This is a genomic window from Pantoea sp. X-Soil-ISGK-275 (assembly GCF_059730795.1).
Genome location: NZ_AP035977.1, coordinates 391,074 through 415,350 on the forward strand (window position 1 = coordinate 391,074; position 24,277 = coordinate 415,350).

General features: G+C 53.5%; 25 protein-coding genes. 17 read left to right on the forward strand and 8 right to left on the reverse strand.

Annotated elements, in window-relative coordinates; translation table 11 throughout:
* Positions 1 to 9 precede the first annotated feature (9 nt).
* From AC6I8A_RS21155 to AC6I8A_RS21170, 4 genes are all read right to left on the reverse strand, one after another.
* On the reverse strand, positions 10 to 510 hold the full coding sequence (locus tag AC6I8A_RS21155) for a type II secretion system protein N (protein WP_265298373.1): 501 nt from the start codon (positions 508 to 510) through the stop codon (positions 10 to 12).
* Positions 511 to 514: 4 nt separating this feature from the next.
* Positions 515 to 952, reverse strand: a complete 438-nt coding sequence (locus AC6I8A_RS21160) for a winged helix-turn-helix domain-containing protein (RefSeq protein ID WP_265298371.1) — start codon at positions 950 to 952, stop codon at positions 515 to 517.
* Positions 953 to 1,039: 87 nt separating this feature from the next.
* Positions 1,040 to 1,549 carry a cytochrome b gene (locus AC6I8A_RS21165; protein WP_265298370.1) on the reverse strand — a complete coding sequence of 170 codons (510 nt, stop codon included), beginning with the start codon at positions 1,547 to 1,549 and terminating at the stop codon, positions 1,040 to 1,042.
* A gap of 201 nt (positions 1,550 to 1,750) precedes the next feature.
* Complete coding sequence (locus AC6I8A_RS21170; protein ID WP_497819115.1) at positions 1,751 to 1,960, reverse strand: hypothetical protein; 210 nt, start codon at positions 1,958 to 1,960, stop codon at positions 1,751 to 1,753.
* A 243-nt stretch (positions 1,961 to 2,203) separates the two neighbouring features.
* Between AC6I8A_RS21170 and arnB the strand changes: the two genes are divergently transcribed.
* Genes arnB through arnF form a run of 7 tightly spaced genes read left to right on the forward strand, consistent with a single transcriptional unit; the run spans position 2,204 to position 9,544 of the window.
* On the forward strand, positions 2,204 to 3,340 hold the full coding sequence (gene arnB / locus AC6I8A_RS21175; protein WP_265298366.1) for a UDP-4-amino-4-deoxy-L-arabinose aminotransferase: 1,137 nt from the start codon (positions 2,204 to 2,206) through the stop codon (positions 3,338 to 3,340).
* Between the two features lies 1 nt (position 3,341).
* Entirely contained in the window at positions 3,342 to 4,328 is a 987-nt protein-coding gene (gene arnC / locus AC6I8A_RS21180; protein ID WP_256698744.1) for an undecaprenyl-phosphate 4-deoxy-4-formamido-L-arabinose transferase, read from the forward strand.
* Positions 4,325 to 6,304 (forward strand): bifunctional UDP-4-amino-4-deoxy-L-arabinose formyltransferase/UDP-glucuronic acid oxidase ArnA, encoded by a 1,980-nt coding sequence (gene arnA / locus AC6I8A_RS21185; RefSeq protein ID WP_479485371.1) that lies wholly within the window; start codon positions 4,325 to 4,327, stop codon positions 6,302 to 6,304. The genes arnC and arnA overlap by 4 nt, the downstream gene beginning before the upstream one ends.
* Positions 6,301 to 7,185 carry a 4-deoxy-4-formamido-L-arabinose-phosphoundecaprenol deformylase gene (gene arnD, locus AC6I8A_RS21190; RefSeq protein WP_312183637.1) on the forward strand — a complete coding sequence of 295 codons (885 nt, stop codon included), beginning with the start codon at positions 6,301 to 6,303 and terminating at the stop codon, positions 7,183 to 7,185. The genes arnA and arnD overlap by 4 nt, the downstream gene beginning before the upstream one ends.
* A gap of 18 nt (positions 7,186 to 7,203) precedes the next feature.
* On the forward strand, positions 7,204 to 8,865 hold the full coding sequence (arnT, locus tag AC6I8A_RS21195) for a lipid IV(A) 4-amino-4-deoxy-L-arabinosyltransferase (RefSeq protein ID WP_497819116.1): 1,662 nt from the start codon (positions 7,204 to 7,206) through the stop codon (positions 8,863 to 8,865).
* Complete coding sequence (gene arnE, locus AC6I8A_RS21200) at positions 8,862 to 9,182, forward strand: 4-amino-4-deoxy-L-arabinose-phosphoundecaprenol flippase subunit ArnE (protein WP_265298349.1); 321 nt, start codon at positions 8,862 to 8,864, stop codon at positions 9,180 to 9,182. Before arnT ends, arnE begins: the two co-directional genes overlap by 4 nt.
* Positions 9,179 to 9,544, forward strand: a complete 366-nt coding sequence (gene arnF, locus AC6I8A_RS21205; protein WP_479485377.1) for a 4-amino-4-deoxy-L-arabinose-phosphoundecaprenol flippase subunit ArnF — start codon at positions 9,179 to 9,181, stop codon at positions 9,542 to 9,544. Before arnE ends, arnF begins: the two co-directional genes overlap by 4 nt.
* A 33-nt stretch (positions 9,545 to 9,577) precedes the next feature.
* On the opposite strand, the gene AC6I8A_RS21210 is transcribed toward arnF, so the two are convergent.
* On the reverse strand, positions 9,578 to 9,817 hold the full coding sequence (locus tag AC6I8A_RS21210; protein ID WP_479485379.1) for an alpha-hydroxy-acid oxidizing protein: 240 nt from the start codon (positions 9,815 to 9,817) through the stop codon (positions 9,578 to 9,580).
* Between the two features lie 212 nt (positions 9,818 to 10,029).
* Here AC6I8A_RS21210 and AC6I8A_RS21215 point away from each other — a divergent pair, with 212 nt between their 5' ends.
* The 4 genes from AC6I8A_RS21215 (at position 10,030) to AC6I8A_RS21230 (ending at position 14,888) form a co-directional block, all read left to right on the forward strand.
* Positions 10,030 to 11,466 (forward strand): sugar porter family MFS transporter, encoded by a 1,437-nt coding sequence (locus tag AC6I8A_RS21215; protein WP_497819117.1) that lies wholly within the window; start codon positions 10,030 to 10,032, stop codon positions 11,464 to 11,466.
* 131 nt (positions 11,467 to 11,597) lie between these two features.
* Complete coding sequence (locus AC6I8A_RS21220) at positions 11,598 to 12,419, forward strand: TIM barrel protein (RefSeq protein WP_293793769.1); 822 nt, start codon at positions 11,598 to 11,600, stop codon at positions 12,417 to 12,419.
* Between the two features lie 10 nt (positions 12,420 to 12,429).
* On the forward strand, positions 12,430 to 13,440 hold the full coding sequence (gene iolG / locus AC6I8A_RS21225; RefSeq protein WP_256698735.1) for a bifunctional inositol 2-dehydrogenase/D-chiro-inositol 1-dehydrogenase: 1,011 nt from the start codon (positions 12,430 to 12,432) through the stop codon (positions 13,438 to 13,440).
* A gap of 227 nt (positions 13,441 to 13,667) precedes the next feature.
* Positions 13,668 to 14,888 (forward strand): aromatic amino acid transporter, encoded by a 1,221-nt coding sequence (locus tag AC6I8A_RS21230; RefSeq protein ID WP_497819118.1) that lies wholly within the window; start codon positions 13,668 to 13,670, stop codon positions 14,886 to 14,888.
* Between the two features lie 39 nt (positions 14,889 to 14,927).
* On the opposite strand, the gene otnK is transcribed toward AC6I8A_RS21230, so the two are convergent.
* Both otnK and AC6I8A_RS21240 read right to left on the reverse strand, forming a co-directional pair.
* Complete coding sequence (gene otnK / locus AC6I8A_RS21235) at positions 14,928 to 16,208, reverse strand: 3-oxo-tetronate kinase (protein WP_497819119.1); 1,281 nt, start codon at positions 16,206 to 16,208, stop codon at positions 14,928 to 14,930.
* The gene (locus AC6I8A_RS21240; protein WP_331482749.1) at positions 16,202 to 16,867 is read right to left on the reverse strand and encodes an aspartate/glutamate racemase family protein; all 666 of its coding nucleotides are present in this window, start codon (positions 16,865 to 16,867) and stop codon (positions 16,202 to 16,204) included. Before AC6I8A_RS21240 ends, otnK begins: the two co-directional genes overlap by 7 nt.
* 205 nt (positions 16,868 to 17,072) lie before the next feature.
* Here AC6I8A_RS21240 and AC6I8A_RS21245 point away from each other — a divergent pair, with 205 nt between their 5' ends.
* Together AC6I8A_RS21245 and AC6I8A_RS21250 are read left to right on the forward strand one after the other, a co-directional pair.
* Complete coding sequence (locus AC6I8A_RS21245; RefSeq protein ID WP_256698731.1) at positions 17,073 to 18,320, forward strand: alpha-hydroxy acid oxidase; 1,248 nt, start codon at positions 17,073 to 17,075, stop codon at positions 18,318 to 18,320.
* Positions 18,321 to 18,322: 2 nt separating this feature from the next.
* Positions 18,323 to 19,012: a molybdate ABC transporter substrate-binding protein gene (locus AC6I8A_RS21250; RefSeq protein ID WP_497819120.1), complete on the forward strand. Its 690-nt coding sequence runs from the start codon at positions 18,323 to 18,325 to the stop codon at positions 19,010 to 19,012.
* Here the strand turns inward: AC6I8A_RS21250 and AC6I8A_RS21255 are convergent.
* Positions 19,009 to 20,043, reverse strand: a complete 1,035-nt coding sequence (locus AC6I8A_RS21255; protein ID WP_256698729.1) for a LacI family DNA-binding transcriptional regulator — start codon at positions 20,041 to 20,043, stop codon at positions 19,009 to 19,011. The two genes, AC6I8A_RS21250 and AC6I8A_RS21255, sit on opposite strands and share 4 nt — an antisense overlap.
* Before the next feature lie 263 nt (positions 20,044 to 20,306).
* Between AC6I8A_RS21255 and AC6I8A_RS21260 the strand changes: the two genes are divergently transcribed.
* Genes AC6I8A_RS21260 through AC6I8A_RS21275 form a run of 4 tightly spaced genes read left to right on the forward strand, consistent with a single transcriptional unit; the run spans position 20,307 to position 24,201 of the window.
* Positions 20,307 to 21,614: an MFS transporter gene (locus tag AC6I8A_RS21260; protein ID WP_293793753.1), complete on the forward strand. Its 1,308-nt coding sequence runs from the start codon at positions 20,307 to 20,309 to the stop codon at positions 21,612 to 21,614.
* Between the two features lie 13 nt (positions 21,615 to 21,627).
* The gene (gene otnC, locus AC6I8A_RS21265) at positions 21,628 to 22,266 is read left to right on the forward strand and encodes a 3-oxo-tetronate 4-phosphate decarboxylase (RefSeq protein ID WP_497819121.1); all 639 of its coding nucleotides are present in this window, start codon (positions 21,628 to 21,630) and stop codon (positions 22,264 to 22,266) included.
* Between the two features lie 36 nt (positions 22,267 to 22,302).
* Positions 22,303 to 23,451 carry a lactonase family protein gene (locus AC6I8A_RS21270; RefSeq protein WP_497819122.1) on the forward strand — a complete coding sequence of 383 codons (1,149 nt, stop codon included), beginning with the start codon at positions 22,303 to 22,305 and terminating at the stop codon, positions 23,449 to 23,451.
* A 42-nt stretch (positions 23,452 to 23,493) separates the two neighbouring features.
* Positions 23,494 to 24,201, forward strand: a complete 708-nt coding sequence (locus AC6I8A_RS21275) for a hypothetical protein (protein WP_312184607.1) — start codon at positions 23,494 to 23,496, stop codon at positions 24,199 to 24,201.
* Positions 24,202 to 24,277: the final 76 nt, after the last annotated feature.

Below are 24,277 nucleotides of genomic sequence, written 5' to 3' on the forward strand. Positions count from 1 at the left end.
TTGGTGCAGTCATCGCTGACTGCCTGATTCCATTAAGAGCGATTCGTAGTGGCCGCGATATTGCACGATTACGCGATCGGGAAAGATGCGCGCCACTTTCGCGGCATAGCCCGGCAGCGCTTCACCGCTGGATACTGTGAATTGCTGTTGGTTTTCGGCAAGAATTGCCAGGCTTTGATCTGCCTTTCGTTGATGAACAATGCCGACCACCTTTACGGGCAAAGCGCTGCGCGGCGCATCGCGTAGACGCGCATCATCAGAGGCCATTTCACCCACTGCAAACGGCGACCATGCCTGTTTTTCGTTGAATAACGCGAGATTGAGCGCAGATGCGCGCGGAGCGTTTTGCCCGTTTTCGGGTGAAACTGGCAGCTCGATAGTGATTGCGTGGCCTGCGGTGAGCGTCATTACCAACCTCAGCAGCGCCACGATGAGCAGCAGCGCACTGAGCAGCCAGATAAAAAGAGATCGCCATTGGATGCAGGCGTGCGCAATTAAGCGAATATCCATTTGCTTAGAACAGGGAACGCGCAAAGGAGAGCAGTTGCGGCAGCAATTTACGCCGTTCTTCTGGCATCGCGGATCCGCAATCTTTTAGTTCGCGCAATAAGGGTTCATTCAACTTTAAGCCGTAATAGGGCACGGTGACAATTAAGTTTGCTGGTAAACCATTGCGTTGTAACAGGGCGCGAAACTGAAATACCAGCTGATGATAATTGTTATCGCGGATGCGCTGATGATTATCGTTCCACACCACTTGAATAATCTCGCGCTTGCAGCTTATTTTATTCAGCAGGCACAGCATTAAACGCTTTTGTGCTTCGTTAACTGAAAAAGTGATCGCTTGTTGGGGGAGCGTAATTTTATTATAGGCAGAATCTAACAGCAGGATATTATCGTAATTGTGCTGTCCAGATGAAAGTAATGATTTTGCCTGTTCATCAGTGAGCATATAAATTGTCTCTGTGAATTTTTTTGCGCTAAAGTAATTAGATAAGAAGACCTAAGCTATAAGAGCACTCTCGGAATGACCTTAATATCACCAGCTCATACGACGTAGCAGCGCTTTGCCTTTCATTTGATGTTTTACTACCGCCAGCACATGGCCGATGACTAATAATCCCAGCGTGGCGCAGGAGAAGATATGAACGCGGTTGAAAACACGCGTAATCGATTCATTTTCAATCGGTTGTGGAAGAGAGAACCAATCAAATACGTTGATAGGGCGATCCATCATCAATACGCCACTGAGCATCACAATGGTCATATTCAGATAGAGAAAGGCGTGACCGATGGCGGATAATTTCTCTTCGCGTAAGGAGAGCAGATGATCATTGGGTTTACCGTGACGGAATGCAAACCACAATCTCATCACAAAGAAAGGAATAAATAGCGTAGTGAGAGAAACATTGATGAAGCCGACCCAGGCTTTATGCTCAAAGGCGGGTTCAAAGAGCGCGACCATAAAGCCGGAGATAGTACCCCAGATAATAATAACGGCGGATAGCCAATGCAGAAATACCTGCATGCGGGAGTATTTTGATTTCATGATTATTTGCCTGGTAAATAAAAATGGCTGAGGGAAGTCTCCCTCAGCCTAAAAGGTCAATAGACCGAATGAGGATTAACGCGTAAAGAATTGCATTCGCGGATTAAAATAAGTTTTTGCAGGCGTTAAGAATATGAGAGCGCTCTCAAAACGAACGTTCTGAGTTCATCGGGTGAAAGGAAAAATAATAACTTTAAAGTGTTATGACTGCTGCTTAAACAGCTGGATCGCTTCCTGCACGTTGCTGGTATTCAATGACATCACGCGGTCGTTGTTTAGGAACACATCGGAGTGGCCGGCGTTATAGCGGAACACATACAGATCGCCGCGATAACGTAATCCTTTGGTTTTCACCCCAATATGGTGGCGGCGCAGCGCTGCCTGAGAAAGTCTGTCAGTAGCCGTACTCATCGCATTATCCTCCAGACGTTATAAGACATATCCTGATTTAGTATAGGGTCAAAACCTTAATTTAACCTTAAGAAGTGTGCTGGTTCATGATGATAAAACGGCAAATTTGCCCTTTCCTCTACCAATCCTCAACGTGTCAGAAAAAGCCGACTTAGTACTCTCCTCATTTAATGTTGCGTTAAGTTAACCCGCGTATTTTGGAATAAATGGCCGTCAAATAGTGCTTAATTCCAAGGTAACATTATGAATTTTTTACCATTCTCACGGCCCTCGTTGGGCGAGGAAGAGTTAGCCGCCGTAAAATCGGTGTTTGAGTCGGGTTGGATCACCACCGGCCCGAAAAATGCCGAACTGGAAGAGGCTTTTTGCCAGCTCACCGGCAATCAGCATGCGATTGCTGTCAGCTCCGCAACGGCGGGGATGCACGTCACGCTGCTGGCGCTGGGCATCCAGCCTGGCGATGAGGTGATCACGCCGTCTCTGACCTGGGTTTCCACCATTAACATCATCACGCTGCTCGGTGCGACGCCGGTGATGACCGATATCGATCGCGACACCTTAATGGTGGCGCCAGAGCAGATTGAAGTAGCAATTACACCGCGCACGCGCGCCATCATTCCGGTGCATTACGCAGGTGCACCGGCCGATCTGGATGCCATCCGCGCCATCGGTGAGCGCCACGGCATTCCGGTGATTGAGGATGCCGCGCACGCTGCCGGCTGTTACTACAAAGGTAAGCACGTCGGCCAACAGGGCACGGCAATCTTCTCCTTCCACGCCATCAAAAACATGACCTGCGCCGAAGGTGGCTTGATTGTGACCGATGATGCGGCATTGGCCGACCGCATGCGCAGCCTGAAATTCCACGGCCTCGGTGTCGATGCTTACGATCGTCACACGCATGGCCGCAAGCCGCAGGCGGAAGTGATCATGCCGGGCTTCAAATACAACTTGCCGGATATCAGCGCCGCCATTGCCTTGGTGCAATTGAAAAAGCTGCCCGTCATCAATGAGCGCCGCGCGGCGATTGCGCAACGTTATCTCACCGAACTGGCAGATACGCCGTTTCTGCCGCTGACGCAGCCAGAATGGGCGCATCAGCATGCGTGGCATCTGTTCATTATTCGTGTCGATGAAGCGCAATGCGGCATTACCCGCGATGCATTAATGGAAACACTTAAAGCGCAGGATATCGGCACCGGGCTGCATTTCCGTGCTGCACACACGCACAAATATTACCGCGAACGCTATCCGCAACTCTCGCTGCCACACACCGAATGGAATAGCGATCGCATTTGCTCAATCCCGTTGTTCCCTGATATGCGCGACGAAGATGTCACGCGCGTCATTAGCGCATTGCGTCAGATCGCTGGAGTTTGACATGTTGGAAGAAAAAGCCATTCGTAAAGTCTCCGTGGTGATCCCGGTGTACAACGAAGAGGAGAGCTTGCCGGAGTTGGTGCGTCGTACCGACGCGGCCTGCGCGGAATTAGCTCTGGAGTACGAGATTCTGCTGGTTGATGACGGCAGCAGCGATCGCTCGGGCGAGATGATTGCTGACGCTGCGGATATGCCGGGCAGCCATGTGGTTGGCGTATTACTCAATCGTAATTACGGCCAGCACTCGGCGATCATGGCGGGCTTCAGCCACGTGAGCGGCGACTTGATCATCACGCTGGATGCCGATCTGCAAAACCCGCCGGAAGAGATCCCGAACCTGGTGAAAGCGGCGCAGCAGGGTTATGACGTGGTGGGCACCGTGCGTCAAAACCGGCAGGACAGCTGGTTCCGTCGTCGCGCCTCACGCACCATCAATCACCTGATTCAGCGCGTGACTGGCAAAGCGATGGGCGACTACGGCTGCATGTTGCGCGCTTATCGCCGCCATATTGTTGATGCGATGCTGAACTGCCACGAGCGCAGCACCTTTATTCCCATCCTCGCTAACACCTTTGCGCGCCGCACCATTGAGCTGCCGGTGGCGCATGCCGAGCGCGAGTTTGGCGATTCAAAATACAGCTTTATGCGGCTGATTAACCTGATGTATGACCTGGTGACTTGCCTCACCACCACGCCGCTGCGTCTGCTGAGTATCGTCGGCAGCCTGATTGCGCTGGCCGGATTTGCCTTCTCGCTGATTCTGATTGTGCTGCGTCTGTTCCTCGGCGCCGCCTGGGCCGGCGATGGCGTGTTCTTGCTGTTCGCCGTGCTGTTTATTTTTGTCGGTGCGCAGTTTATCGGCATGGGATTACTCGGCGAATACATCGGCCGCATTTACAACGACGTACGCGCCCGTCCGCGCTACTTCATTCAACGTGTGATTCACCCACAGCAAAAAGCCTCATCTGTACAGGAAATTGAGCAATGAAAACTGTCGTCTTCGCCTACGCCGAAATGGGCTGTGCGGGTATTTCTGCACTTCTGAACGCTGGCTATGAAATCAGCGCTATTTTTACCCACTCAGACACAGGAACTGAGAGCCACTTTTTTGACTCCGTTGCGCGTTTAGCCGCTGAGCAGGGCATTCCGGTCTACGCGCCGGAAGATGTGAATCATCCGCTGTGGGTCGATCGCATTAAAACCATGGCGCCGGATTACATCTTCTCCTTCTACTATCGTGCTTTACTGAACGACAGCATTCTCAGCTGCGCAAAACTGGGTGCTTTTAACCTGCACGGTTCGCTGCTGCCTAAATACCGTGGCCGCGCACCGCTGAATTGGGTGCTGGTCAATGGCGAAACCGAAACCGGCGTTACGCTGCATCGCATGGTGAAACGCGCCGATGCCGGTGACATCGTGGCGCAACAGCGCGTCGCGATTGACGAGCAGGACAATGCATTAACGCTGCATCGCAAACTGGTGGCCTGCGCCACAGAAGTCCTGAATAACGCGTTGCCGGGAGTGAAGCGTGGCGATATTGTCACCACGCCACAAAACGAAAGTGAAGCCACTGTTGTCGGTCGTCGCACACCGGAAGATGGTCGCATTAAATGGGAAGCCCCGGCGCAGACGGTCAACAATCTGGTGCGTGCCGTAACTTATCCTTGGCCGGGCGCATTTGCTTTTGCTGGCACCGTGAAATTTGTGGTGTGGAAGAGCCGCGTGCACAACATTGGTCACCACGCCAAACCAGGCACCGTATTGTCCGTAGAGCCGTTCCTCATCGCTTGCGGTGAAGGTGCGCTGGAAGTGATGACCGGCCAAAGCGATAACGGCGTCTTCATGAACGGCAGCCAGCTGGCGCAAAACCTCGGCATGGTGAAGGGCGCATTGCTCTACTCTCAGCCGGTGGCAGCGGTCAAACGTCGTACGCGCGTGCTGATCCTCGGCGTGAACGGCTTTATCGGTAACCACCTCACTGAGCGTCTGCTGCAGGATGATAACTTCGAAGTATTCGGTTTAGACATCGGTTCAGATGCCATCAGCCGTTTCCTCGATCAGCCGCGCTTCCACTTTGTCGAAGGCGACATCAGCATTCACTCAGAATGGATTGAGTATCACATTAAGAAGTGCGATGTGGTGCTGCCATTGGTGGCGATTGCCACGCCGATTGAGTACACGCGCAATCCGCTGCGCGTGTTCGAACTCGATTTTGAAGAGAACCTCAAAATCATTCGTGACTGCGTGAAATACAAAAAGCGTATCATTTTCCCATCGACCTCCGAAGTGTACGGCATGTGTACTGACAAACATTTCGATGAAGATCACTCGAATCTGGTTGTTGGGCCGATCAATAAACAGCGCTGGATCTACTCCGTTTCTAAGCAGTTGCTGGACCGCGTGATTTGGGCTTACGGTGAGAAAGAAGGGCTGCGCTTTACCTTGTTCCGTCCGTTTAACTGGATGGGTCCGCGCCTCGATAACCTGAACGCTGCACGCATCGGCAGTTCGCGTGCTATTACGCAACTGATCTTGAATCTGGTGGAAGGTTCACCGATTAAGCTGATCGATGGCGGCGCACAGAAGCGTTGCTTCACCGATATTCGCGACGGCATTGAAGCGCTGTTCCGCATCATCGAGAACAAGCAGAATAACTGCGATGGCCAGATCGTCAATATCGGTAACCCGGATAACGAAGCCAGCATCAAAGAGTTGGCCGAGCGTCTGCTGGCGAGTTTTGAACGTCATCCGCTGCGTAGCAACTTCCCGCCGTTTGCTGGATTCCGTGAAGTAGAAAGCAGCAGCTATTACGGTAAAGGTTATCAGGACGTGGAACACCGCAAGCCGTCGATCAAAAACGCGCGTCGTCTGCTGGACTGGACGCCAACCGTCGAGATGGATACCACCATTGATAACACGCTGGACTTCTTCCTGCGCACCGTTGAGCTGCAGGATAAGCCATGAAAAAAGTAGGTTTGCGCGTCGATGTAGATACCTGGCGCGGCACCCAATTCGGGGTGCCGGCGCTACTGGAGCAATTCAGTCTGCATCAGCTGCAGGCCAGTTTTTTCTTCAGTGTTGGACCGGATAATATGGGGCGCCACTTGTGGCGCCTGTTAAAACCGCGCTTCCTGTGGAAAATGCTGCGTTCGCGCGCAGCATCTCTTTACGGCTGGGATATCTTGCTGGCCGGCACCGCCTGGCCGGGACGGGAAATTGGTCGCGGTCTGGAGGAGATCATCAGTGCTACCGCCGATCATCATGAGGTCGGCTTGCATGCCTGGGATCACTTTGCCTGGCAGACCTGGGCGGGCGTGTGGCCGCAAGAAAAACTGGTTGAGCAGATTGCGCGGGGGAAGCAGGCGCTTGAAGCGATTATTGGTGACAACGTCACATGTTCAGCCGTGGCGGGTTGGCGGGCAGACGGTCGCGTCGTGGCAGCTAAGCAGCAGTTTGGCTTCAGCTATAACAGCGACTGCCGAGGTACTGGGCCATTTCTGCCCATTCTTAGTGATGGTAGTATCGGCACGGTACAAATTCCGGTGACCTTGCCCACCTGGGATGAAGTGGTGGGACAATCGGTAAGCGCGGAAGATTTTAACGACTTCATTCTCGAGCAGATCCATGCTGCAACGGGTTCACCGGTCTACACCATTCATGCCGAAGTGGAAGGGATTGTTGGACTTAAGGCGTTCGCCGATCTGCTGAAACGTGCGGAGCAGCAGGACATTGAATTTTGTCCACTCAGCGCCTTGTTACCCGACGATCTCACTACGCTGCCACAGGGCAACATCGTGCGCGGGCATATTCCCGGACGCGAAGGCTGGCTAGGCTGCCAGCGTTAATATTTACAGGAACCACGGATGCGTACAGGCACTAAAACCGCATTACTCATCGCGCTTTTCGCGCTTTTTTACCTGATCCCGATTGAGTTCCGCGCCTTATGGCAGCCGGACGAAACCCGTTACGCTGAAATCAGCCGTGAAATGCTGTTCAGCGGCAATTGGGTGGTGCCGCATTTCTTCGATCTCCGTTACTTCGAAAAACCAATTGCCGGATATTGGGTCAATAACATTGGCCAATGGTTGTATGGTCACACAAACTTTGGCGTGCGCGCTGGATCGATTTTTAGCACCACGTTAAGCGCAGTATTGGTCTTCTGGCTCGGCACGCAGATGTTTGCCAGCCGCCAAGTCGCGCTGACTGGCAGCGTTATTTTCCTGACTTCACTACTGGTGTACGGCGTCGGCACTTACGCGGTACTCGATCCGATCCTGATGCTGTGGCTGGTTGCCGCGATGTGCAGTTACTGGCTGGCGTCGCAGGCTAGCACCACGCGGCAACGTTTGTGTGGCTATGTTTTGCTGGGCGCGGCCTGCGCGATGGGTTTTATGACCAAAGGGTTTCTCGCGCTGGCGGTGCCGGTGTTGGCGATTCTGCCGTGGGCCATTTGGCAGCGTCGCTTCGGTGAACTGCTGCGTTGGGGACCGCTGACGATTGTGGTTGCTGTGCTGCTCAGCACGCCGTGGGCGTTGGCGATTAATCAGCAGGAAGGGGATTTCTGGCACTACTTCTTCTGGGTCGAGCATATTCAGCGTTTCGCCGAGTCGGATGCACAGCACAAAGCGCCATTCTGGTATTACATTCCAGTGTTGCTGGCGGGCTGTTTGCCGTGGCTGGCGCTGCTGCCGGGATCGCTGCTCGGCGCGTGGCGTCAGCGCAACCAGCATGCCGGGCCAATCTATTTGCTCAGCTGGGTGCTGCTGCCGCTGCTGTTTTTTAGCATCGCTAAAGGCAAATTGCCGACCTACATTTTGCCGTGCTTCGCGCCGCTGGCGCTGCTGATGGCGCACTACGCGCACAGCGCTTCACCGCAGGTGATGAAAGCGCTAAAAGTAAATGGCTGGATCAATCTGCTGTTCGGTGCGATTGCCGCAATCGTGTTGCTGGTAGTACTAGCGCCGTGGGGCATTTCGCATCGTCCGGTGTACAGCAACGAAGAGACTGTTGGCGTGTTCTGTGCGGCGCTCTCCTTTATCGGATGGGGCGTGATGGGCTGGCTGAGCCGCAAACCGGAGAACGGTCGCTGGCAGTTAGCCGCGCTTTGTCCGCTGGCGCTGGCGTTACTGGTGGGCTTTGCCATTCCGCAAAAGGTGCGCGACTCCAAGCAGCCGCAGAGTTTTGTCGGCGCGGTGCACGATCAGCTGGCGGAGAGTCGTTATCTGCTGGCCAACAATCCTGGCGTGGCATCGGCGGTGGCCTGGGAACTGCAGCGCAGCGACATCAATTTCTATGATGCCAAAGGCGAGTTGCAATACGGCCTGAGCTATCCGGATGCGCAGTCACACTATATTGATGCGGATAACTTTGCCGACTGGCTGCGCGTGCATCGTCGTCAGGGCAAGGTTTCATTGGTGCTGATGATGAATTCCAGCGACAAAACGCCGGATAAAAACCTGCCGGAACCGGATGATGTCTATCGTCAGGGCCGCCTGGTTTATTACGGCTACAATGCCACACCATGAATCTGCTGCTGATTTTACTGGTCAGCGTGCTGAGTTGCGCCGCCCAGCTGTGTCAGAAGCAGGCGGCTCATCTCGGCATCAAAAAGGGGATGCTTTGGCTGGCGCTCAGCATCCTGCTGCTGGGTATCGGCATGCTGCTGTGGCTGGCGGTACTGCGCGTGGTGCCGGTGAGCGTGGCGTATCCGATGCTGAGTCTTAACTTTGTGTTGGTGGCCATCGCCGCGCGGCTGATCTGGCGCGAAACCTACAGCCTACAGCAGTGGATTGGCACGCTGGCGATTGTTGCCGGTGTGGCGCTGATGGGAAGTCATCTATGAAAGGCGTAATGCTGGCGCTGTGCAGCGTATTGCTGGTATCGCTGGCGCAGCTGGTTTTGCGAATGGCGATGCTCGAATTCCCGCCGTTAAGCGCGCTGCTGAGCATGCAGCACATCAAACCGCTGCTGCTGTTAGCGATGGGCCTTGGCGCTTATGCGCTGTCGATGTTGTGCTGGATGCTGGCGCTGCGTCTTCTGCCGCTCAATCGGCTCTATCCGCTGCTCAGTTTGAGTTATGTGCTGGTCTGGTTAGCAGCGATTTCCTTGCCCATATTGGGGGAAACCTTTCGCTGGAGCAGCTTTGCCGGCGTGGTGCTGATTGTGTTTGGCTTGCTGCTGGTTTCGCTGCCGCGCCGCCGATAATTGTCCTTAGGGTCGCCATTCGTGGCGACCATATCAACCAACGATCCGCAAATGCTTCTCCCCTAAATCTGCCAGCGAAGCCGCGCCTAACATGCCTAAATCGCGGCTAACCTCGCTGGTAATCAAGTCGATAGCTAAATTGACGCCCGCTAAACCGCCCACCGCACAAGCATAATTAAACGGCCGCCCGACAAAGCAGGCTTTTGCGCCCAGTGCGATAGCTTTATTTGGCAATGTTAATGCGAAATACACATATGGAAGGTCGCCATTCATGGCGACCTTTTAAATTACCGTTATAAATCCTGCCTAAATAAAATCTCCCCCTGATGCAATTCCATCAAAATAAAAACACCAAAATGCTTGAACTCACATTTCGGTAAGAAAATTCCAAATAAAAATTAACATGAAATAAAAATGCCTTTAGCGTGAGCCTTCTGTTTTGTTCTGCCTTATTTCCTTATTTATTTTTTTTACCAGGAGGTATTATGGAAAGAGAACTTTATATATCCACCAACACGGCTTCCGGCCCGAATAGCACCACACGCACTGAGCCCTTTGTTAAAATAATTGCGCTGGTTGCCACGCTTGGTGGATTACTGTTTGGCTACGATACCGGCGTGGTATCGGGCGCTTTGCTGTTTATGCGTGACGATTTGCAACTCACGCCATTCACCACAGGATTAGTCACCAGTTCACTGCTGTTTGGTGCCGCTTTTGGCGCGCTGCTCGCCGGTCACTTCGCCGACGCGCTGGGGCGTCGCAAAATCATTATTTCCCTCGCCTTTATTTTTGCCCTTGGAGCCATCGGTTCGGCATTTGCGCCGGATGTCATCTCCATGATCGCTTCACGACTGTTCCTTGGCATTGCCGTCGGTGGCGCGGCGGCCACGGTGCCGGTGTATATCGCGGAAATCGCACCGGCCAACAAGCGCGGCCAACTGGTCACTTTGCAGGAGCTGATGATTGTTTCGGGTCAGCTGCTGGCGTACGTGTCCAACGCCACTTTCAACGAAATCTGGGGCGGGGAGCACACCTGGCGCTGGATGATCGCCATCTCGACGGTGCCCGCCGTTTTGCTGTGGTTTGGCATGATCTTTATGCCAGAAAGCCCGCGCTGGCACGTGATGCGCGGTAACAACAACGAAGCGCGCAAAGTGCTGGAGAAAACCCGCGCGGCGGATGACGTCGATTGGGAGCTGGAAGAGATCGAAGAAACCATTGAAGAGAACCGGCAACAGGGCAAAGGCCGCTTGCGAGATCTGCGAACGCCGTGGCTGCGCAAAGTGTTCCTCCTCGGTATCGGTATTGCGGCGATTCAGCAGCTGACCGGCGTCAACACCATCATGTATTACGCGCCGACCATGCTGACGGCAACCGGCTTGAGTAATGATGCCGCGCTGTTTGCCACCATCGCTAACGGCGTGATTTCAGTGCTGATGACGCTGGTCGGTATCTGGATGATCGGCAAAATCGGTCGTCGTCCGCTGGTGTTGGTGGGACAGATGGGCTGCACCGCGTGTCTGTTCTTTATCGCGGCGGTCTGCTTCTTGATGCCGGAATATCATTCTGCGGGTGGCGTCAATCTGCTGCGCGCTTATCTGGTGCTGGCGGGGATGTTGATGTTCCTGTGCTTCCAGCAAGGCGCGCTGTCGCCGGTTACCTGGCTATTACTTTCTGAGATCTTTCCGGCGCGTATGCGCGGCATTTGCATGGGCGGCGCGGTGTTTGCGCTGTGGATGGCGAACTTTGCCATTTCGATGGCATTCCCTTTGCTGCTGGCGGCGTTTGGCCTCGCCGGAGCCTTCTTAACCTTTGCGGTGATTGGTATTGGTGGATCGATGTTCGTGTTGCGCACCATCCCGGAAACCAAAGGGCGCAGCCTGGAGCAGGTCGAGCACTACTTCCATGAGTTGTATAAATGATGTTGCGTTGATGTAAATCAATCAAAGTTCTGGCAGAGCAGCAAAACGACATCGCTTACTATCGCAAGATATCAACGCGTCACAACATAACAGAAAGTCAATACTATTACTCTTTCAGGATAGAACACACCATGACCTACAAAATAAGCCATGACCGACTGTGCGTTAATCGTAAAATTGCGCCCAACCTCAGCCTCGATCGTTTTTTCTCTCTGGTTGAAAAGTTAGGGTTAAATAAAGTCGAAATCCGCAATGATATGAAAAGTGGCAGCGTGACTGATCATTTATCCGGTGAACAAGTTCGTGATCTGGCTGAACAACATGCGTTCACCATCGAAACGATTAATGCGGTTTATCCGTTTAACCAATTAACTGATGAGGTGCTGGAGAAGACGCGCGCTTTATTAAACGCTGCGCGTGAAACCGGTGCCAAAGCGTTAGTACTCTGCCCACTGAATGACGGCACGGTTATTTCCCAGCAGCAAACCGTGGATGCGTTAAAAACACTGGCACCGCTGTTCGCTGAATATGGCATCGCCGGTCTGGTTGAGCCGCTCGGATTTCCACAAAGCTCGCTGCGTTCTGCCGCACTGGCACAACAGCTGATCAAGCAAGCGGGCGCGCCGTTCAAAATCGTACTCGATACTTTTCACCACCACTTGTACGAAGGCGCTGAGCAAGACTTTGCCGGCGGCGTCGACGTCAACAATATCGGACTGGTGCATCTTTCTGGCGTCACCGATGCGCGCCCAACGCATCAGCTAACTGACGAAGAGCGCATCATGCTCAGCGCCGACGATCTGCTGAAATCGAAACAGCAAGTGCAGCGTCTGGAAGAGATGGGCTATCGCGGCATCTACGCCTTTGAACCGTTTTCTTCCGTAATGGATGGCTGGAGCGAAGAACAGATTGCTCAGGAAATCCAATCCAGCATTGCTTACCTGAATAACTAAGGAACACGCTATGACGCTCAATATTGGTGTAATTGGCACGGGCGCGATTGGTCGCGAACACATCCGTCGTTGTAGCCAGGTGCTGCAACATTCGCGCGTAGTGGCGCTGAATGACATCAACCGCAGCAACTGCGAACAGATCATTCAAGATCTGGGAATCCAGGCGGAGATTTATGACAACGCGCATGACCTGATTAACGCGCCAGAAGTGCAGGCGATTCTGGTCACGTCGTGGGGGCCAACTCACGAAGAATTCGTGCTGGCGGCAATCAAAGCGGGCAAAGCGGTGTTCTGTGAAAAGCCGCTGGCGGTCACCGCGCAGGGTTGCATGAACATCGTTGAAGCGGAAATCGCCGCCGGTAAAAAGCTGGTGCAGGTCGGCTTTATGCGTCCTTACGACAGCGGCTATCGCGCCTTGAAAACGGTGATTGAGAACGGTGAGATCGGCGAACCGTTGATGCTGCACTGCGCGCACCGCAATCCCGAAGTCGGCGATGCCTACACCACCGATATGGCCATCACCGACACGCTGATTCATGAGCTCGATGTGCTGCGCTGGTTGCTGAAAGATGACTACGTCAGCGCGCAGGTGATCTATCCACGCTCAACCAGTAAAGCGTCTGCGCATCTGAAAGATCCGCAAATCGTGCTGCTGGAAACCGCCAAAGGCGTGCGCATCGATGTAGAAATCTTCGTTAACTGCGCTTACGGCTACGATATTCAGTGTGAAGTGGTGGGCGAAAGCGGTATCGCACGTTTGCCTGAACCGATGTCGGTACAAACGCGCAGCGCGGCCAAACTCTCCACCAGTATTCTCACCGACTGGAAAAAGCGTTTCATCGATGCCTATGACGTGGAGCTGCAGGACTTCATCAATAACGTGTTGGCGGGGGAGATGACCGGGCCATCCGCATGGGATGGTTATGCGGCGGCGGTCGCGGCTGATGCCTGCGTTGCGGCGCAAAACTCGGGTGACATCGTGCCGATCACCATGCCAGCGAAACCGACGTTCTATAACTAAGTTCTTTTCCCTTCCATATACGCGCGTTTTGATGGCGTAATGCTCGTCAGTAAACGTCTTTCGGTCACCATAAATGGCGACCCTACAAAGGATTGGCGCTTTTTTCGTAGGGTGCGCATTAATGCGCACCTGCATTATGGCGCGCGTTTTATCTCGTATCACACTCTCTTCTCAGCGTTTTCCCGTGTATCATCGCCGCTTTTAAGCAGTTTTGTAGGGAATAAGTGATGACGGAGATGACATTGTCCCGCCGGCAGCCTTCCGTATGGTGGGGCGCGATGATTATTTGCGGCACCGTAGTGGGCGCAGGGATGTTTACGTTGCCGGTGGTGATGGCGGGCGCGTGGTTTGGCTGGGCGATGGTGTTGTTGCTGATTAGCTGGGGCGGGATGTTGCTGTCCGGCTTGTTGTTTATGCGTGTTAGCTTGAAGTATCCGCCTGGCGCGGGTTACGACACCTTAACCAAAGATTTGCTCGGACGTGGCTGGGCGACGCTCAATGGTCTTAGCATCTTATTTGTCCTCGGCATTCTCACCTACGCCTACATTTCGGCCAGCGGCCCGGTTTATCAGCAATCGATCAGTCAGTTGGGATTACCGATCTCTACCGCAGAAGCCAAAATAGTGCTGACGCTGTGCGTTGCTTTGGTAGTGTGGCTCGGTACTACCGGCGTCAGCCGCTTGATGACCTTCTGCGTGCTGGCGAAAATTCTGCTGTTGATCGTACTGTTCGGCGGCTTACTGACGCAGGTGAATGTGCCGTCGTTACTGAGCGGGCCCGCAGCAGGGGAACATTACTGGCCTTATGCACTTGGCGTGCTGCCGTTTTGTCTCGCGTCGTTTGGTTACCACGGCAACATCACCGGTCTGGTGAGTTATTACGGTGGTAATAAGCAGAATATTACGCGCGCATTGGTCTTGGGTACCTTGCTGTCGCTGGCGCTGTATCTGTTTTGGCTGACCAGCACCATGGGAAATCTTCCGCGCAATGCGTTTCCCAAGATTGTGCAGCAGGGCGGTGATATCGCGGCACTGATGGCAGCGTTGCGTGATCATCTGCACGTAAATGCGCTGGCGCTGATGATGTCGATCTTCTCGCATTTCGCGGTGATCGCTTCATTCCTCGGCGTCACCGCTGGTCTGTTTGATTTCATCGCCGATCGTCTGGGATACGGGAATTCGCCGGGCGCACGTTTGAAAACCGCCAGCCTGACTTTCCTGCCGCCGTTACTCGCCTCGATTTGCTGGCCGAGTGGTTTTGTCGCCGCGATTGGTTTTGCAGGACTGTTCGCGACTTTATGGGCGGTGATCATCCCGGCCATGCTGGCGTGGAAATCTCAGCAACGCTGTTCACTGGCAGTGGTTTTACTGTTTGTATTTGGCGCGATGAATATACTGGCCTGGCTGCTGAGCTGGTTTGGGGTATTGCCGGAATTTGGTGGCCGATAAGAGAGAAAAGGACAACGTCGTGCAGACGTTGTCTTCGATTTAATGCATAGAACCGGCTAACACGTTAAGGGCATGCGAGAAGAAGTCGCGCCGACCAAAATTCCCCGATTTTAGCGCCAGCGCCAGCGGTCGCTCGCCTTGAGCAAACAGGGCGGGCACGCCAGGATCGATTTCACTTCCAACCTGCAGCGAACCTAAATTCAACGCGCTGACCACCGCGCCCGAGGTTTCTCCACCGCCAACCACTAAACGCTGAATGCCCGCTTCAAGCACCAACTTGCGTGCCGTATCACCAAACAGCCGATCAAGGCGTTGTGAGATATTGTGCTGGCCAAACTGCTGCTGCATTTGCTTTACGGTTACGGGATCGCCTGAGGAATAGATCAGCGGGCAACGGTTCTGTTGGGTGAGGATAAAATCCACGAGATCGTCAGCATCAATTCGTTCCGCCATCACATCCTCAATCTCAATGGCCAGCACCGCATGCTGTTTTTGGTGTTCTTCTATTTGTCCGCGCGTCGCACCTGAACAACTGCCAACTAAAATGGCGCTGGAACCTTTAATGGCAGGAAACTCACTGTTGTTACCTTGTGCTTTACCGGCACTGATAAAATTGTGCGGCAGGGCAAGCGCGATGCCCGATCCACCACTGATAAGCTTCTCATCCGCAGCGGCGATGCCGATCAGCGTTAAATCGTGATCGCTGATGGCATCCACCACCACCAATTGGGGTTCCTCATCTGTCCGGGCTTGCAGAATCTCGCGCAGTGCTTCACTGCCTTGCACCACTTGCTGCCAGCCAATATGGCTGACGCGCGTTTTTGCCTGGCGCGCCAGCAAACGGCGGATATCCGCATCCTTCATGGGCGTCAAAGGATGATGCTCCATGCCAGATTCATTCAGCGGACGGGTGTGCACAAACAAATTGCCCTGATAAAGCGTACGGCCCATCGCGGGAAACGCCGGGCAGACAATCACATTGCGCGCCGCTAATCGCTGAGCCAGCGCGTCGAGTACAGGACCAATGTTGCCAGAGTCGGTCGAGTCAAAGGTCGAGCAATATTTAAATACGATCTGCGTACAGCCTTGCTGCAATAGCCATTCACAGGCAGCCAGCGATTGTTGAACAGCTTCCTCTGCGGGCAGAGAGCGCGATTTCAAGGCAATAACGCCAGCTTGCACCTGTTTGTCTGCAGATTGATGCGGTACGCCAAGATACTGGGTCGTGCGCAAACCGCCTTCGCCCACCAATCCTTTCGACAGCGTGACGGCAATATCGCTGGCACCGGTAAAATCATCGGCGATGACCCCAATCAGCATGATGATCCTCCAATCGCGGACTGCATTTTTTTCACCGCTGCATGCGGTGCCGTTAAAACCGGAATCGAGACTTTCTCACGCACGGCATCGGCGGCGCGCGAGGTAGAGAAGTGCGCCAGCATAATCACATCGCAGTGACTTAACTGCGGTGCGCACTCTGCGACCAGACGATTGTGGCTGGCGACATCACCTTTACGCAGCAGGTCGATGGCATCCGGAACCAGCACGGTTTCCAGCGTCGCGGATGAACCAATTTGTTCGGCATAGTGATAAAACTCATCGCACATCGTCACTAATGACGGACCAAAGGTCGCCAGCATGCCGATGCGTTCGCCTTGCTGCAGTGCAGCCTCGAACATCGCTTCATTCGGTTTAAGCACCGGCACCGGCAAAGCCGCAGAGAGTTCATCAATCGCTGGGCCAAAGGCTGAGCAGGTCACCAGAATACCTTGCGCATTCATCGCGTAACCGTAGCGGCCAAAAGCAACGAAGCGATCAATCAACTGCCGGGAAAGCTGTTCTTCTTTTGCGCGATCCACAGTCAAACCATCATCCAGCAAATTCACCACTTCAGCCTCTGGCCAAAGATCGTTAAAAGCGTCCTGAATAGGAGACATCGCCACCGGCGTGGCATGCAGTAAAACTATGCGTTGGCTCATCATTTTCTCCGACACCAGCGATACACAAGTGAATTACAGCACACCATATCTGAGTTAGAATGAAAATGTAAGGGCTTACATTTGTCTTCATATGGTGATGCCCGTCACATAAAAAAACTGCGCATCTGTCAGGATGTAAGTGAATGCATTCGTCTGAATGCCTAATTTGAAATCGCTTACTTTTAGCTAACTCTGAGAACGCACTATGACCATTCGTGGAGAAACCACCGCTATTAACGTTAACGTGACACCCGAAGCGCAGGTGCGCCCTGCGAATACGGTGCCACGCCATTTTCGTGACTTGCTGGCGTTAGATGATTTTGAACGCCATGCGCGTAAGCGATTGCCGAATATGATTTATCAGTATGTAAAAGGCGGCGTGGAAACCGGCAGAGGACTTGCTGCCGCGCATGAGGCTTATCAGCAATATGTCTTTGTGCCGCGTATGTTCCGCGATGTTTCTGGCCGGGATCAGCGTGTGAATTTATTGGGCCATGATTGGGCGCATCCATTCGGTGTTGCTCCGCTTGGCGGCGCGTCGTTTGTCAGTTACCGGGCTGACTTAATGTTGGCGAAGGCTGCACGCGCAATGAATGTGCCAATGATCCTCAGCGCCTCGTCGCTGATTTCGTTAGAAGAGGTGATCGCCGCTAATCCTGACGCCTGGTTTCAGGCCTATCTGGCGGGCGACCAACCGCGTATCGATCGCCTGGTCGACCGCGTTGAACACGCCGGTTATAAAACGCTGGTGGTGACCGGTGATACACCGATGCTGGGTAATCGGGAACATAACACCCGCAGTGGCTTCAGCATGCCGATAAAAATCACGCCGAAAGTGATGTGGCAAAGCGCCATGAGTCCGCGCTGGCTATTGGGCACGGTGGCGCAAACCTTTCTGCGTCATGGTGCGCCACACTTCGAAAATACCGATGCTGAACGCGGCCCGCCGATGATGTCGAGCAAAGTACGTAACACCAATGCACGCGACAAACTGAGCTGGAAGCACGTTGAAGCGATCCGTAAAAAATGGAAAGGCAATCTGGTGATTAAAGGGCTGATGTCGCCGGATGATGCCTTCATCGCGCGTGATCTTGGCGCCGATGCGGTGATTCTCTCCAACCACGGCGGCCGTCAGCTGGACTACACGGTGCCGCCGCTGCATACACTCGCTGAAATTGCGGCGGCGAAGGGCAATATGAAGGTAATTATTGATAGCGGCATCCGTCGCGGCACCGATGTGATGAAAGCGATGGCGCTGGGCGCGGACTTCGTGTTTCTTGGTCGTCCATTCCTGTATGGCGCGGTGATTGGCGCTCAGGCGGGCGTTGAACATGCCATGCATATCCTGCGGGATGAAATCGATCGCGATTTAGCACTGATCGGCGTGACGCGGCCTGAGCAACTTAATGCTGCGCTGCTGCGTCGCGCTCCCTTTTTCGCACGCGAGGATTAATCATGGCGTTAACGATTTATAGCGCGCTTGCACTGAGCGCGCCGTTTAACACGCTGGTTGCCCAATGGCAGTCGCAACATCCTAATGCACCGCTGGCGATACGCTGGCATCCCAGCACCCTCATCGAAAAAGAGCTCAACGCTGGCGCCGGTGCGGATGTGGTGATCGCTACGGTTGAGACGCTGGACCGCCTGACACAATCGGGTTTGGCGGATGCGGGCACGCGTATCGAACTCGTTGATTCTCCCATCGGTATTGCCGTGCGGGCGGGCGCTGCACAGCCCGATATCAGCAATCGCGAAACGTTGATTCAGACTTTGTTAGCTGCGCGTTCGGTGGCCTGGTCAGAAGCCGGAGCCAGCGGTGTCTGGTTTTCACAATTGTTGAAACAACTCAACATTGATACGGAACTGCGCGCGCGTGGCACGGTGATTCCTGCTGGTTTTACCGCCGAGCAACTGGTGCAGGGCAACGCTGACCTGGCAGTACAGCAGATCAGCGAACTGCTGATGGTGGAGGGCATTGATGTTGTTGGACCGCTGCCAGCGGGTACGCAGCAGGCGATTTCGCTTTCGGCTGCGGTGTTAAGCCGCGCCCAACAACCTGAACGGGCGCAAGCATTTCTGAGCTGGCTGAAAACGCCGTCAGTCACGGACGTGTTCAACCGTTTCGGCATGGATAGACGCGATTAGCGTTCCTGACGGGGCACCGAGCCGCTGCTGCCCCGGACAATCAACTCGGTACTTATCTGCGTCTGCATTGGTGCGGGTAAGTTATTCAGCGAGTTCAACAAATAGTGCGCGGCGTGTTCACCAATCGACGCTAAATCCACACGCATGGTGGTCAGCGGATGCTCAAGATGTTCAGCGTATTCATAGTCGTTGAAGCCAACGATGGAGATATCATTTGGAATGCGCAGATAACGCTCGCTCGCCGCGCGCATAGCACCAAACGCCAGCAGATCGTTACCGCAGATGATGGCGGTGGGCGGCTGCGGCGCATCGAGTAAACGAAACACCGCCCTGCGCGCATCATTCATGGTGAAGGCGTTATCAATTAAATGCGTGTCCGGCAGCGTCAATCCATACTGCTGCAGGGCGCGGCGTGTACCGTTCAGGCGTTCTGAAATACGATCGTTGGAAGGTGGCGTGCCGACAATCACCGCAAAACGCTGATGCCCTAATCCCAGCAAATGCTGCGCCAGGGTTTCAGCCGCACCCTCGCTGTCATAACCGACACAGGGTCTTTCGCTGTCTTGCGAAAAGGTCTGCACGCAGGCGATATTCTGCTGAATAATGCGCTCCCACAGCTTTGGATGATGGGTATTGCCCACCAGCATCAAACCGTCGATGCCGTACTCAATCAGCTTATTAACTTCTTTCAGCTCGGTTTCCGGATCGAAGTTGGAGTTGGCCAATAGCAGCGTATAGCCGGCTTCATGAATCAGTTGCTGAAAAGCCGCCAGCGGGCGCGAAAAGGTTTCCGTCGCCAGCGTGGGTACTACCGCGCCAATCGTCATGCTGCGGCGTGAGGCGAGGGTGCGCGCGGCGCGGTTAATCACATATCCCAATTCCTCACAGGCCTTTTCCACCGCTTCACGGCGTGACGCTTTGACCGTGGTGCTGCCGTTTAATACGCGTGAAACCGTCGCCGTTGAAACGCCAGAGAGACGCGCAACATCATCCAGTGATACGCGGCCAGATCCATTTTGCTTATCACTCATCAAGTCACTCCTGCAGAAAGAGTGAGCTTGTCCACAAAAATTGCAGACACCTCACAGGTAATTTTGAAAGCGCTTACTTTTGGCTTGACTGAATTTTGTAATCGCTTACTTTTGACATCATGTTATCAGGTTGGGTGTGCCTGCTCACGTTTTTTAACACGATCATGAACTGTCACCCCCAAATTTAACCACAACGCTGACTGCAGCCGCCCTAAGGCCGCAGAACCTGTGTTAACCCTATATAAATCATAAAGGAATTCACTATGCGCAGATATCCACGAATTCGCTGGCTGATGATCGTGTTCTGCTTTTTCGCCATCGCAATCAATTACATCGATCGTATCAACCTCGCAATCGCCGCACCGCACATCAAAGCAGATTTAGGCCTCGATGACACCAGCATGGGGCTGATTCTGGGCGCCTTCTTCTGGACGTATGCGCTGATGCAAATTCCGGCTGGACGCCTACTCGATCGTCTCGGTGCACGTGCCGGGCTAGCCATCGCCGTTGGCTGGTGGTCGTTGTTTACGGTGTTTACTTCGTTTGGTAAAGGATTCACTTCTCTTTTTGCGGCGCGCTTGGCATTAGGGTTGGGTGAGGCGGGGGGAAATCCGGGCTGTGTAAAAGTGGTTTACAGCTGGTTCCCGAAAAAACAGCGTGCAACGGCAAGCGGGATCTTTGATGCCGGTCCACGTGCCGGCAGCGCGCTGGCGCTGCCGCTGGTTGCATGGTTAATCAGCGTATGGGATTGGGAAACATCCTTCATCGTGACTGGCGCGTTAGGACTGATTTGGGTGGTGATCTGGTTAGTCTTCTATCGTGAACCTGAAGAGATGAAAGGTCTCGATGAAACTGAGCGTCAAAATCTGCTGGAAGATCGTGCTTTGCCCACTACGCAGGCCGACGCAAAAGTTGAATTGTGGTCACTCTTCCGTCATCGCAACGTGTGGGGAATGATGATTGGCTTCTTCTGCATGAACTTCGCCACCTATTTCTTTGTGACCTGGTTCCCAACTTATCTGACGGTGGCGCATGGTTTTTCATTGAAAGAGCTGGGGACGCTCGGCGCGATCCCTGCACTGATGGGGATTCCGGGAAGTCTGCTCGGCGGGATTGTGTCAGATACCCTTTACCGCAAAGGATTTAGCCTGACCGCTGCGCGTAAAACCTGTCTTATCAGCGGGATGTTGCTCTCCAGCGTGATTGCTTTCGCCGCATTCACCGACAGCATTACGGTGATCCTCACCTTATTCTCCATCACTTACGCCGGTTTAGCCTTCACCGCCGCCAACATCTGGACGCTGCCAGCCGACGTTGCGCCTGCCAGTAATTACGTAGCCACGCTAGGCGGCATCCAGAATTTTGCGGGTAACCTGGCAGGGATAGTTACGGCCTCCTTCACTGGCCTGATGCTGAGCCTCAGTCACGGTTCATTTGTGGTGCCATTGTTGGTGGCGGGCGGAATCTGTGTGCTGGGTGCGCTGACCTTTATGTTTGTGCTCGGCAAACTGGAACCATTACCGATCAGCTCTAAACCGGATGCCAACGTCATTGCTACCGCCAATCAATAAGAGGAGAAACAGCATGCAAAACGAACAGTCCTTACGAGAAGAGATTTGTCAGGTGGGAGCCGAACTGTTTAACCGCGGCTATACCACCGGTACCGCGGGAAACATTAGCGCTCGCCTGGAAGATGGCTGGCTGATTACGCCAACTGATGCTTGTCTCGGACATCTCGAGCCAGTCCGGATTGCCAAGGTAAATCGCGCGGGTGAATGGGTTTCGGGCGACAAACCGTCGAAGACTTTGCTGCTTCATCGCCAGATTTACGATCGTAACCCGGAGGCGCACGGTGTGGTGCACACCCATTCCACGCATCTGGTGCAACTGACGTTAGCGGGTGTGTGGCAGCGCGACAGCATTTTACCGCCGCTGACGCCGTATCAGGTGATGAAAGTCGGGCGGATTCCGTTAATCGACTATCGCCGCCCAGGCCATGCCGATGTGGCTGCGCAGGTGGCTGAGCTGGCCAATGACGTGCGTGGCGTGATGCTGGAGAGACTTGGCCCGGTAATGTGGGGTAAATCCGTTTCAGCGGTAAGCTTTGCCCTTGAAGAGCTGGAAGAAACCGCGCGCCTTTGGCTGAACTGCGTGGATAAGCCCGCCGCGCTGCCAGAACAAGCCGTATTGGAGCTGTGCGAACATTTTAATACGCGCTGGTAATACCCGCATTGTTCCCTACAAAAACGAGATCCAAAGATGAAAAAGACGGTAATAGCCGCAGGCATAATGCTCTTTGCATCAACAGTATTGGCGCAGGAAAAATCTTTTGTCTACGTATCCAACGGCGACAGCGGCACGGTGACGGCCTACGAGCTGCAAAAGGCGCAGCGCCAGCTTAAACCGATTGGTGAATATCCCAGCGGCCTGAAAAGTATGCCGATGGTGGTTTCGCTGGATAACAAGACACTTTATGTCTCCGTTCGCAGTAAGCCTTACCATGTTTCGGCCTGGCATATTCAACCTGACGGCTCGCTGCAGCATTTTGCGGATACGCCGCTGCCAGAGGCGATGGCGTATGTCGCGCTGGATAAAAGCGGGAAATTCCTGCTTTCATCTTCTTACGGCGGCGATCTGTTTAGCATCAATCGCATTGCCGCGGATGGCAAAGTTGAGAGTGCGCCGGTGCAGGTGGTGCATACCGGAAAGCGTGCACATTCGATTCAGACCGATCCCAGCAACCAGTTTCTCTATGTACCGCTGTTAGGCGCCGATCAACTGCTGCAGTACCGTTTTGATAGCCACAGCGGAACCGTCACGGCGAACACGCCAGCGTTTGTGAATATCCAACGCGAGTCGGCAACCGGACCGCGTCATTTCACCTTTGCACCGCAGCGGGATGAGAAGGGTGAGCAGAATCTCTATGTGCTGACCGAAATGGCCGGCAACATTTCCCGCCTGACGTTGAACAAAGATGGCACCCTGACGGAACATGAAGCGACACCATCACTCGATCCGGCCATTGCCGCCAACATGCAGCGTGGTGAAGCGCGACCACTGACCGGCGATGATGATTTGCCAAAATCCGCCAAACCGCGTTTATGGCAAGCCGATATTCACATCACGCCAAATGGACGTTTCCTTTATTCTACCGAACGCACCAGCAGTCATATTACTGCATTTCATGTTTCACCGAGCGATGGTCGATTGACGTTGATTAATAGCATGCCAACAGAAGCTCAGCCGCGTGGATTTGCTATTGATAATTCCGGGCGCTATTTAATTGAATCGGGTCAGAAGTCGACACAAATTTCGCTCTATTCCATAGATCAAACCACTGGCAAACTGACATTAATTGAGCGCGTCCCCACCGGCAAGGGCGCTAATTGGGTCACTATTGTTGAGTAAATTTCTGCTCTATTTAATTCATTCGTAAAAAAAGGAGTGTTTATGTCGACTGTTCGCAAAAGATTATTCAGCACATTATTGTGCTCGACGCTGTTAAGCGCAGGATTACCGACACAAGCGGCTGAAAAAGGGGTTGCCACCGATCTGGAACCACTGCACCACGTCATTCTGGAAAATAAATACGTCACGGTAATGCGCGTATTAATTCAACCCGGACAATCGACGCTATTTCATGAGCAGCATCTGGATTATGTTAATACGCACATTGAAGGGAGCCCGGTCAAAATAGAGTATCCCGACAAGCCGGTAAACATGACCGAAATGAAAAGTGGCAATGTTAAATTCGGTGAGCATCAAGGGAAATCAGATACGGATAAGGTCACCAATACCGGAAATAACGTCAATCATCAGGTGGCGTTCGAAATTAACATCCCAGGCCCGCAACATTTTGGTAACGCTTCGCGGCCTGCTAATGCCGCATTTACTCAGGTGCTGGATAAGAAAACAGTGAGAGGCTGGAAGGTCACGCTGAAGCCTGGCGCCAGTACCGGCGAATATACGCAACACGGGCCTGGCGTGCGCGTGTTCTTTACCGAAGGGCGGGTACTGATTGCCGATCAAACTCATACCAATCGGGTAAAAGAAGTTTGGGTACATCCCGGCGATGCCTTTTTAACCGAGCCAGGTAAAGTCGATATAACGGCGGCAAGTGGCGAAAATATCATCTTCAATGATTATGAATTGTTATAGCACTGTTTGTATTTTGTGAATTGACGTTGTCTGATAGTGTGCACTTCTGTGGGTTGCCACAGAAGTGCATTATTGT

Coding starts and splice junctions, on each gene's coding strand:
- AC6I8A_RS21155 (WP_265298373.1), bottom strand. CDS start 510: ATGGATATTCGCTTAATTGCGCACGCCTGCATCCAATGGCGATCTCTT.
- AC6I8A_RS21160 (WP_265298371.1), bottom strand. CDS start 952: ATGCTCACTGATGAACAGGCAAAATCATTACTTTCATCTGGACAGCAC.
- AC6I8A_RS21165 (WP_265298370.1), bottom strand. CDS start 1,549: ATGAAATCAAAATACTCCCGCATGCAGGTATTTCTGCATTGGCTATCC.
- AC6I8A_RS21170 (WP_497819115.1), bottom strand. CDS start 1,960: ATGAGTACGGCTACTGACAGACTTTCTCAGGCAGCGCTGCGCCGCCAC.
- arnB (WP_265298366.1), top strand. CDS start 2,204: ATGAATTTTTTACCATTCTCACGGCCCTCGTTGGGCGAGGAAGAGTTA.
- arnC (WP_256698744.1), top strand. CDS start 3,342: ATGTTGGAAGAAAAAGCCATTCGTAAAGTCTCCGTGGTGATCCCGGTG.
- arnA (WP_479485371.1), top strand. CDS start 4,325: ATGAAAACTGTCGTCTTCGCCTACGCCGAAATGGGCTGTGCGGGTATT.
- arnD (WP_312183637.1), top strand. CDS start 6,301: ATGAAAAAAGTAGGTTTGCGCGTCGATGTAGATACCTGGCGCGGCACC.
- arnT (WP_497819116.1), top strand. CDS start 7,204: ATGCGTACAGGCACTAAAACCGCATTACTCATCGCGCTTTTCGCGCTT.
- arnE (WP_265298349.1), top strand. CDS start 8,862: ATGAATCTGCTGCTGATTTTACTGGTCAGCGTGCTGAGTTGCGCCGCC.
- arnF (WP_479485377.1), top strand. CDS start 9,179: ATGAAAGGCGTAATGCTGGCGCTGTGCAGCGTATTGCTGGTATCGCTG.
- AC6I8A_RS21210 (WP_479485379.1), bottom strand. CDS start 9,817: ATGAATGGCGACCTTCCATATGTGTATTTCGCATTAACATTGCCAAAT.
- AC6I8A_RS21215 (WP_497819117.1), top strand. CDS start 10,030: ATGGAAAGAGAACTTTATATATCCACCAACACGGCTTCCGGCCCGAAT.
- AC6I8A_RS21220 (WP_293793769.1), top strand. CDS start 11,598: ATGACCTACAAAATAAGCCATGACCGACTGTGCGTTAATCGTAAAATT.
- iolG (WP_256698735.1), top strand. CDS start 12,430: ATGACGCTCAATATTGGTGTAATTGGCACGGGCGCGATTGGTCGCGAA.
- AC6I8A_RS21230 (WP_497819118.1), top strand. CDS start 13,668: ATGACGGAGATGACATTGTCCCGCCGGCAGCCTTCCGTATGGTGGGGC.
- otnK (WP_497819119.1), bottom strand. CDS start 16,208: ATGCTGATTGGGGTCATCGCCGATGATTTTACCGGTGCCAGCGATATT.
- AC6I8A_RS21240 (WP_331482749.1), bottom strand. CDS start 16,867: ATGAGCCAACGCATAGTTTTACTGCATGCCACGCCGGTGGCGATGTCT.
- AC6I8A_RS21245 (WP_256698731.1), top strand. CDS start 17,073: ATGACCATTCGTGGAGAAACCACCGCTATTAACGTTAACGTGACACCC.
- AC6I8A_RS21250 (WP_497819120.1), top strand. CDS start 18,323: ATGGCGTTAACGATTTATAGCGCGCTTGCACTGAGCGCGCCGTTTAAC.
- AC6I8A_RS21255 (WP_256698729.1), bottom strand. CDS start 20,043: ATGAGTGATAAGCAAAATGGATCTGGCCGCGTATCACTGGATGATGTT.
- AC6I8A_RS21260 (WP_293793753.1), top strand. CDS start 20,307: ATGCGCAGATATCCACGAATTCGCTGGCTGATGATCGTGTTCTGCTTT.
- otnC (WP_497819121.1), top strand. CDS start 21,628: ATGCAAAACGAACAGTCCTTACGAGAAGAGATTTGTCAGGTGGGAGCC.
- AC6I8A_RS21270 (WP_497819122.1), top strand. CDS start 22,303: ATGAAAAAGACGGTAATAGCCGCAGGCATAATGCTCTTTGCATCAACA.
- AC6I8A_RS21275 (WP_312184607.1), top strand. CDS start 23,494: ATGTCGACTGTTCGCAAAAGATTATTCAGCACATTATTGTGCTCGACG.